The sequence below is a fragment of the Cetobacterium sp. genome (assembly GCF_051653945.1).
Taxonomy (GTDB): Bacteria; Fusobacteriota; Fusobacteriia; order Fusobacteriales; family Fusobacteriaceae; genus Cetobacterium_A.
This window is the reverse complement of sequence record NZ_JBOFXD010000101.1, coordinates 19,284-27,235: the sequence shown is the minus strand read 5'-3', so window position 1 is coordinate 27,235 and position 7,952 is coordinate 19,284. Positions and strand designations below refer to the sequence as shown.

The 7,952-nt window shown below is 29.7% G+C and carries 7 protein-coding genes; 2 read left to right on the top strand and 5 right to left on the bottom strand.

The window, feature by feature from the left end:
- The 5 genes from ACRC8M_RS10670 to ACRC8M_RS10650 form a co-directional block, all read right to left on the bottom strand.
- Positions 1-466: SDR family NAD(P)-dependent oxidoreductase (locus ACRC8M_RS10670; protein ID WP_438529115.1), on the bottom strand; the 466-nt coding region annotated here is incomplete at its 3' end.
- Between the two features lie 12 nt (positions 467-478).
- Entirely contained in the window at positions 479-1,315 is an 837-nt protein-coding gene (kduI, locus tag ACRC8M_RS10665; protein WP_438529114.1) for a 5-dehydro-4-deoxy-D-glucuronate isomerase, read from the bottom strand.
- Between the two features lie 53 nt (positions 1,316-1,368).
- On the bottom strand, positions 1,369-2,250 hold the full coding sequence (locus tag ACRC8M_RS10660; RefSeq protein WP_185892063.1) for a carbohydrate ABC transporter permease: 882 nt from the start codon (positions 2,248-2,250) through the stop codon (positions 1,369-1,371).
- A 38-nt stretch (positions 2,251-2,288) separates the two neighbouring features.
- The gene (locus ACRC8M_RS10655) at positions 2,289-3,266 is read right to left on the bottom strand and encodes an ABC transporter permease (RefSeq protein ID WP_438529113.1); all 978 of its coding nucleotides are present in this window, start codon (positions 3,264-3,266) and stop codon (positions 2,289-2,291) included.
- Between the two features lie 142 nt (positions 3,267-3,408).
- Complete coding sequence (locus ACRC8M_RS10650; protein ID WP_438529112.1) at positions 3,409-3,561, bottom strand: hypothetical protein; 153 nt, start codon at positions 3,559-3,561, stop codon at positions 3,409-3,411.
- Between the two features lie 225 nt (positions 3,562-3,786).
- On the opposite strand from ACRC8M_RS10650, the gene ACRC8M_RS10645 reads away from it, so the two are divergent.
- Both ACRC8M_RS10645 and ACRC8M_RS10640 read left to right on the top strand, forming a co-directional pair.
- Complete coding sequence (locus ACRC8M_RS10645; protein WP_438529111.1) at positions 3,787-5,685, top strand: autotransporter outer membrane beta-barrel domain-containing protein; 1,899 nt, start codon at positions 3,787-3,789, stop codon at positions 5,683-5,685.
- Between the two features lie 8 nt (positions 5,686-5,693).
- Positions 5,694-7,952 (top strand): polysaccharide lyase 8 family protein, encoded by a 2,259-nt coding sequence (locus tag ACRC8M_RS10640; RefSeq protein WP_438529110.1) that lies wholly within the window; start codon positions 5,694-5,696, stop codon positions 7,950-7,952.

Sequence of the window (7,952 nt, the reverse complement as noted above, 5' to 3'; positions counted from 1 at the left end):
GAACAAACTTTCCACCTTGGAATGATAGCATTGAAGCTATGTTTATTATCTTTCCTCCACCTTGCTTTTTCATCTCTATTGATGCAGTCTTACTTAAATAGTATATTGAAGATAGATTTAAGTCAATAACTTGTTGCCAGTCACTGTTTGGTCCCTCTAAAATCGGTGATCTTTTTATTGTTCCAGCATTATTTACTAGAATATCAACTCTTCCAAAAGCCTCTATACATTTACTAACTGCTTCCATAGCTACATCTTCTTGTGATAGATCTCCAGTTGCATAAGCAACCTTTCTTCCTAGTCCTTCAACCTCTTTTATGACATTTTCCATATTGTCATCATTATATGTGAATATAAATAGGTCTGCTCCTGCTTTTGCAAGTCCCATTGCCAGTGCATTTCCTATTCCTACGTTTCCTCCAGTTACCATTGCAACTTTACCTTCTAAATTAAACATGTTTAACATATTTCCTCCCAATTATCTTAACTGATCCATAGCTATATGGTCCATATCAGTAAATGTTTGATTCTCTCCAGCCATTCCCCAAATAAATGTGTAATTTTTAGTTCCTACACCTGAATGAATTGACCAAGATGGTGATATTACCGCTTGCTCATTAGCCATTACAATGTGACGAGTTTCTTGAGGTTGTCCCATTAAATGGAATACTCTTGTATTTTCATCCATGTTGAAATAGAAGTAAACTTCCATTCTTCTCTCATGTGTATGTGTTGGCATAGTGTTCCACATATTATTTGGGTCTAATACAGTCATTCCCATTAAAAGTTGACATGATTTACAAACTGCAGGGTGAACATATTGAAATATAGTTCTTTTGTTTGAATTCTCTAAATCTCCTAAATGAACTGCATTAGCATTAGCTATATCTATTTTTACTGTAGGATAAGCTACATGGGCAGGAGCACTGTTAACATAGTACTTTGCTGGATTTTCTGGAGAATCAGATATAAATGTAATCTCTTTTACTCCCATTCCAACATATAGTCCATCTTTTGAAGCCATTTTATATTCAACTCCATCAAGAACTATTTTACCTGATCCACCTATATTTATAAGTCCAAGCTCTCTTCTCTCTAAGAAAAACTCAGATCCTAACTCTTTACATCCCTCTAATTTTACTTCAGTTTCAACTGGCATAACTCCTCCAGCTATAACTCTGTCCACGTGAGAATACATTAAGTTAACTTCATCAGCAACGAAAACTGTTTCCATTAAATAATGCTTTCTTAACTCCTCTGTTGTATAGTGCTTTGAATCCTCTGGATGATTTGCATATCTTGTATCTAATCTCATAGTAAAACTCCTCCTAAATATTATGAACTTTTATTTTTAATTTTCTTTGTTATCTACTCTTTTACTGCTCCTAAAGTTACTCCTTTTCTAAAGAACTTTTGGATAAACGGATATATAATCATTATTGGAACTATTGATAAAACTATCACAGCATATATTATTGATTGTGGTGATGTTAAACTTTCTGGTGTAATAATTTGTGCTGCTTCTCCAGCCATATTCTTCTCTACTATTAACTTCTTTAAGAAAACTTGTAATGGTACTTTAGAATCATCAGTTAATAAAACCATTGTCCAGAAATATCCATTCCATCTTGAGATAGCATAGAACAGTGACACTGTTGTCAATGCTGAAGTTGATAAAGGTAGATATATTTTTGTCATAATTTGCCACTGAGTAGCTCCATCTATTCTAGCTGATTCCTCTAATGATTTTGGTACAGCTTCAAAGAAACTCTTTAAAATTATTACGTTAAATGTATTTACTGCAAATCCTACAATTACAGATGTATAACTATTGATAAGACCTAAGTCTCTAAAGTTCAGATATCTAGGGATCATTCCTGGATCAAACCACATTGTCACAACAACCATTAATGTTAAAATTTTTCTAAATTTTAACTCTGGTTTTGATAAAACATAAGCTCCAGTTATTGTAAAGAACATACTTACAGCAGTTCCTACAACTGTTATAAAGATACTATTTGCATAAGCTAACCAGATTCCATCTAGACTCATAGCTGCTTTAAATGATGCCATACTAATCCCTTTAGGTAAGAGATACATCTCTCCTATCTCTAAAAGGTATGGTTTTGTCACTGATGCTGAGAATACATATATAATTGGATATATAAACATTATTCCAAATATTGCCAGTAAGGAATAATTGATAAAATCAAATATTTTTTCATCTTTTGATCTTTTAATTTTACTCATAAATCTCTCCTTTCAAATTTTTTAACAGTTAATACTTTTTACCAAAGTCCTGATGATGTTATCTTTTTACTCCATCTATTTGCTAGGTAAACTAGGATAAATCCAATAACTGCATTGAATAATCCAACTGCTGTTGCTAAACCAAAATCTTGCATTAACATACCTGTTCTATAAACATAAGTACTTATAACATCTGATGTTGAATATGTTGCTGGTTGATAAAGCAGTAAAACTGTTTCAAATGCAACGTTTAGCATACTTCCAACTTTTAGTACTAGCATTATAACTATTGTTGGGATAATTGATGGGAAAGTTATAAATCTAAGCTGTTGGAACTTTGTAGCTCCATCTATCTTTGCTGCTTCATACAGTGATTCGTCCACTGCTGTTAACGCTGCTAAATAGATAACTGCATTAAATCCTGTACTTTTCCACATATTCATTCCTGTAAATATTCCTCTAAAGTACTCTGGTTTTGATAGGAAGTATATCTTTTCAAATCCAAATCTTTCTAAAATATGGTTTATTACACCACTACTTGGAGATAGAATATTTATAGTTATTCCAGCTGTTACAACTATTGCTATAAAGTATGGTAAAAACGAAACTGTTTGAACGAAAGATTTAAAAAATCTATTTTTTACCTCATTTAGCATAAGGGCTAAAACTATGGCAAATGGAAACTCAAACACTAAACTATATATGTTTAAAAATATTGTATTTTTTAGAGTTGTATAAAAGTATGGGCTTGTTAAAAACTCTGTAAAGTTTGCTAGTCCTACCCATTCACTTCCTGCTATTCCCCTAAATAGATTGTAATCTTTAAAAGCGATTATAAGACCATACATTGGTTTATATGCAAATATCATATACCAAAGTATAAATGGAAGAAAAATCAGATATAATGACATTTGATCTTTTACGTTTCCTCTTTTTAATCCAGTCATTATTTTTTTTATGAGACCTATTTTTTCTGATTCTAATCTTTCATCCATTTCTAAAATAGTTTCTTTCATACTAACCCTCCTTACTTATCTACGTTTTGTAAGGTGATTATAATTTAAAATTTTTAAAGTGTAAATCATCAATTTAGGATGTGCCTTTTTCTATATATAATTTTTATACTTTTAAATCAATAAAAATACACTTTATTCTTTATTAGTTACTAAATATAACAAATGTATCATATGACTTTTGAGTTATCTCTATTGCCTCTTGTAGCTCAATTTTATTTAATCTATTTAGAAATTCGTCATATGTTTTATTAAAATCTAAAGCACTTAAAATCAAATTTTTCTTTACTAAAAACATATCCTAATTTTATATGAGTATATTTTATAATGTTAATCTTAGCAATATTCCATTTTCTTTTTCATCCACTACAAATAAAAAAACACATCCAAAAAAATGTCCTATATAAAAAAATACACAAAGAAAAAAGAACATTAAAAACAGAATATTTACATATTTTATTCAAGAATGTAATATATGGTTTAAACTGGTTTCAAAAGTATATTAAACGGGAGAGTATATTTTATGAGAAAAATTTTTTTTACTAATTTTATTTTATTAACACTTTTAGTGGGAACAATTTCACAAGGAAGTCAAAACTTAGGAGAAAGCATAGCACACCTTCCTGAAGTTAACCTTGAAGAAAACTATAATATTAGAAGATTCATTCGATCATCTTTAGAAAAGGATATTGATCCTTCAGAAAAAAATAGATACTTTAATTCATTAGATTACTTACATCTTTCTGAAAATTATAAAGGGGATTTTGGCGGAAGTGGAGATTCTAACCTCTATCTAGCTAATTTTGAAAAAAGATTAAAATCTAATGAAAAAATCGCATTTTTTATCGGAGGAGGAGATAATAAAATAAAATTTGATCAACCTATTAGAATTAATAGAGATATATTCTTTGCTGGAGGGTATCATTTTTATGAGTTTCCAAATAAAATTGCTATAACTTCTATTTTATCTTATAATCATTCTCATGATTCTATACACATACAAAATAACTCATCTACATCACCATCTATGAGTTTATCTTTGGGAAGTCATTTAAGTTATCCAATTCCAAATAAATATATGAATCTTTATTTAAACGGTGGAATTGATTGGGCTAAAATATATCAGGGAACATATAGCAATGGAGCATATAGTACAAAAAATAACACTGAATACTATGACTCAGTTAGACCTACAGTTGGTGTATCTGGTGAAAAATCTTTTCTTTTACAAGATAAAAAAGCAACATTAAAACTTTCTACAAATTATGAAAAAGAATTTGGAAATATCAAAGATAAAAAAGTTTTATGGAATAATGGTACTAGAACAAAAGTTGATACTTTAGATAGAGATGATATTGTTAACATTGGAGTAAATGCCGATATTAACTTAACTGAAAATTTAGATATTGGTGCGAGCTACAACAAACTTCTTTCAAAAGATTATGACGCTGATTTATATGGAGCTAATTTTACTTACTCTTTAGACAAACCTATGCTTGAAGGATTTGATTACTTCAATACTCTTGATAAAGAAAAGCGTTTTAGAGTTTCTTCTAACTTTATGTTAGAAACAGAGGATTATGATGACAATACAGCTGGTACTGGTGGTTCTACCTCTTTTTCTCCTAGATTAATATTAAGTGTTAACGATAAAAAAGGAGATTTTGTTTATTTAATGGATACATTCTATAAAACAGAAGATTGGTTTGGTGGAAGAAAAGAAAAAGAGGGAAAGGATACAAATAGAAGAATCAACCCTCAAATTAACTGGAAAGGAGTTCAGGTTACAGATAATTTAAAAATTCACGGTTATATTGGATGGAGAAACCAAGTAAGAAAACAAACTGATTCTAAAGGAAATCCTTGGAGAAATGTCACTGATTCTTATAGAATTGCTCCTGCAATCAACTACACTATTAATAAAAACATTGCTTTCCTTGGTTCTTCTCTACTTGCAATGGATGAAATCAGTGATTCTAGAGACAACTATCCGTTTACTCACAACTACTGGGCTGAAAACATCTATGGATTTAGATTTATTCTTAATAAAAATTGGATTTTAACATCTAATATCTATAGACTAGATAAAAAATATATGGGAAATAATAACAAAACTGCTCACAGTACACAATTTAGACCTGTAGTTAGATATAACTTCGTAGACGGTTCATTCCTTCAATTACAAGGAAGATTCTCTTTAACTAATGGTGAAAGAGTTGAAAATAGACAAGGTATTGTCGCTCAGTATAATGAGGAAACAAGGTACACAGCTACTGTAGGATATAAAATTACCGATTATTTCTCTACTTATGCTGAAGTTGCTATGAATAGTTTTAAAAGAACAAAAGATTCAGACAAATCAGTTTCTAGAATTAATAGAATTTTAGGAAAAGTTGGATTTATCTACATACTTGATATTTAGGAGGCTTTATGAAAAAAATATTTTTATCTCTTTTACTGTTATTTTTAGGCGGTATTTCCTTTGGAAATACCACTTCAACTGATACATATTCAATTATTAGAGAAAGGTTTTCAGAACTTACCAATACTAATAGCAATGATGAAAAAGCCCAAAAACTTTTAAATACTTTAAACAATAACCTTGATAGAACATATCTTTGGGAGCAATTTCCAGATATGAAAAGTGGTCCACATATTTTATCTACATATAGAAATCTAACTGATATAATCAAAGCTTATACAGATAAAAACTCATCTTTATACCAAAATAAAGATGTTAAAAATACAATAATCACCTCTTTAAATTGGTTAAGAGAAAACGCCTACAAAGAAAATCTTCCTGAATTAGGAAACTGGTGGCAGTGGGAGATTGGAATTCCAAAAGAATTAAATCGTATAGTTGCTTATATGTATCCAGAGCTTTCTAAAGAGCAAGTTGAAATCTTCTTAAATGGCAGTAGATACTTCCAACCATACGCTGAGTGGTCTGGATATAGTGAAGGAGCTAAAACATCTACATCTCCAAATAAAAGATTATCCACTGGTGGAAACAGAATTGATACTTGTTACATTGTTTTTATGAGAGGTATTTTAACTCAAAATAAAGATGAAGTTGTCAATGCTTTAAGCAATCTTGGAGAGGTTGCTGAATATGTTACAACTGGAGATGGTTTCTATAGAGATGGTTCTTTTATACAACATGGAACTATCCCTTATGGTGGTACATATGGAGAAGTTTTATTAAGTGGTTTAGGTACTATACAAAATTTAATTGCTAGTACAGACTTAGAAATTAAAGATCCTCGATTTAACAATATTTATAACTCTATTATAGATGGCTATAACCACCTTTTCTTCAACGGTAGAATATCTGACTCAATAAGTGGTCGGGCTGTTACTAGAAAAAACTCTAATGATTTAACAAGAGGAGTTGGTAATCTTGTTGCTATTGCTATGATTTCTCAAGGTGCTCCTGAAGATTACAAGGTTAAGCTACAAGAGATTGTTAAAAGAAATATTGAAACAGGAGATACATCTCTTATTTTAAGTAGAATTAAAAATCCTGTAGAAAAAAAAGTTATTGAAAATATATTAAATGATAAAAATATAAAAATTTCAACTCCTTCTGGAATTAAGATTTTTGGAAATATGGATAGAGTTGTTAATAGAACTCCTAACTACTCTTTTGTACTAAGTTTACACTCTTCTAGAGTTGGTAACTTCGAAAGCATCTTAGAAGAGAATACAAAAGGGTGGCATGCTGCTGATGGAATGTATTATATCTATACCCCTAATACAAATGAATATTTTGAATACTGGCCTGTAGTTGATCCTTATCATCTTCCTGGTACAACTGAAAGTATAACTCAAAGAGAAAATAGTATTGGAGAACGAAGACATCCTAAAACTATGGTTCAAAAAGATTTCGTTGGAGGAACAACAAACAATACTTATTCTATAATTGGAATGGATTTTTCATCTTGGAATGATTTAACAACTGCTAAAAAATCATGGTTTATAACTCCTGATTTTATAGTATCTATGGGATCAAACATTTCAAGTAAAGATGGTGAAATTCACACAACTGTTGAAAATAAGTCTATTAAATCTAACGATGAAATTATAAAAAATACTGATAACAATTTAACTTTAAAAAATCCACTTTCTGACTTATACACTGGATTTATTATTCTTGATAGTAACACTCTTAAAACCACTACAGAAAAAAGAGTGGGAAATTGGGATAAAGACAACACTGAAATCTCTAAAAATTTCATTAAATCATTTATTAATCACGGATCTAACCCTGAGGATAGTAGTTATTTATATGCTATAATTCCTGAAACTAATTTAAAAAATATTGAAAACTTTAATACTAAGGACATCAATATTTTAAGTCAAAATAGCTCTGCCCATGGAATAAACTTTAAAAACATCACTGCTATTAACTTTTGGGATGGTTCTTCTGATAAAGAAGTTGGAATTTTTTCTAGTAAAACTCCAGCATCAATCTTAGCTATAGATACTAAAAATAAACTTTTTATATCAGTAAGTGATCCTACTCATAAAAATTCTGAGATTATTTTCAGTATAAAAGGTAAATTTAAATTAGAAAATATAAATAATAATATCAACACAGTAGTAAATAATAATATCACCACCATTACTGTATCTAATTTAAAAGATGGAGCTACTGAAAACTTTACGTTAGTACCTAAGGAGAATTAA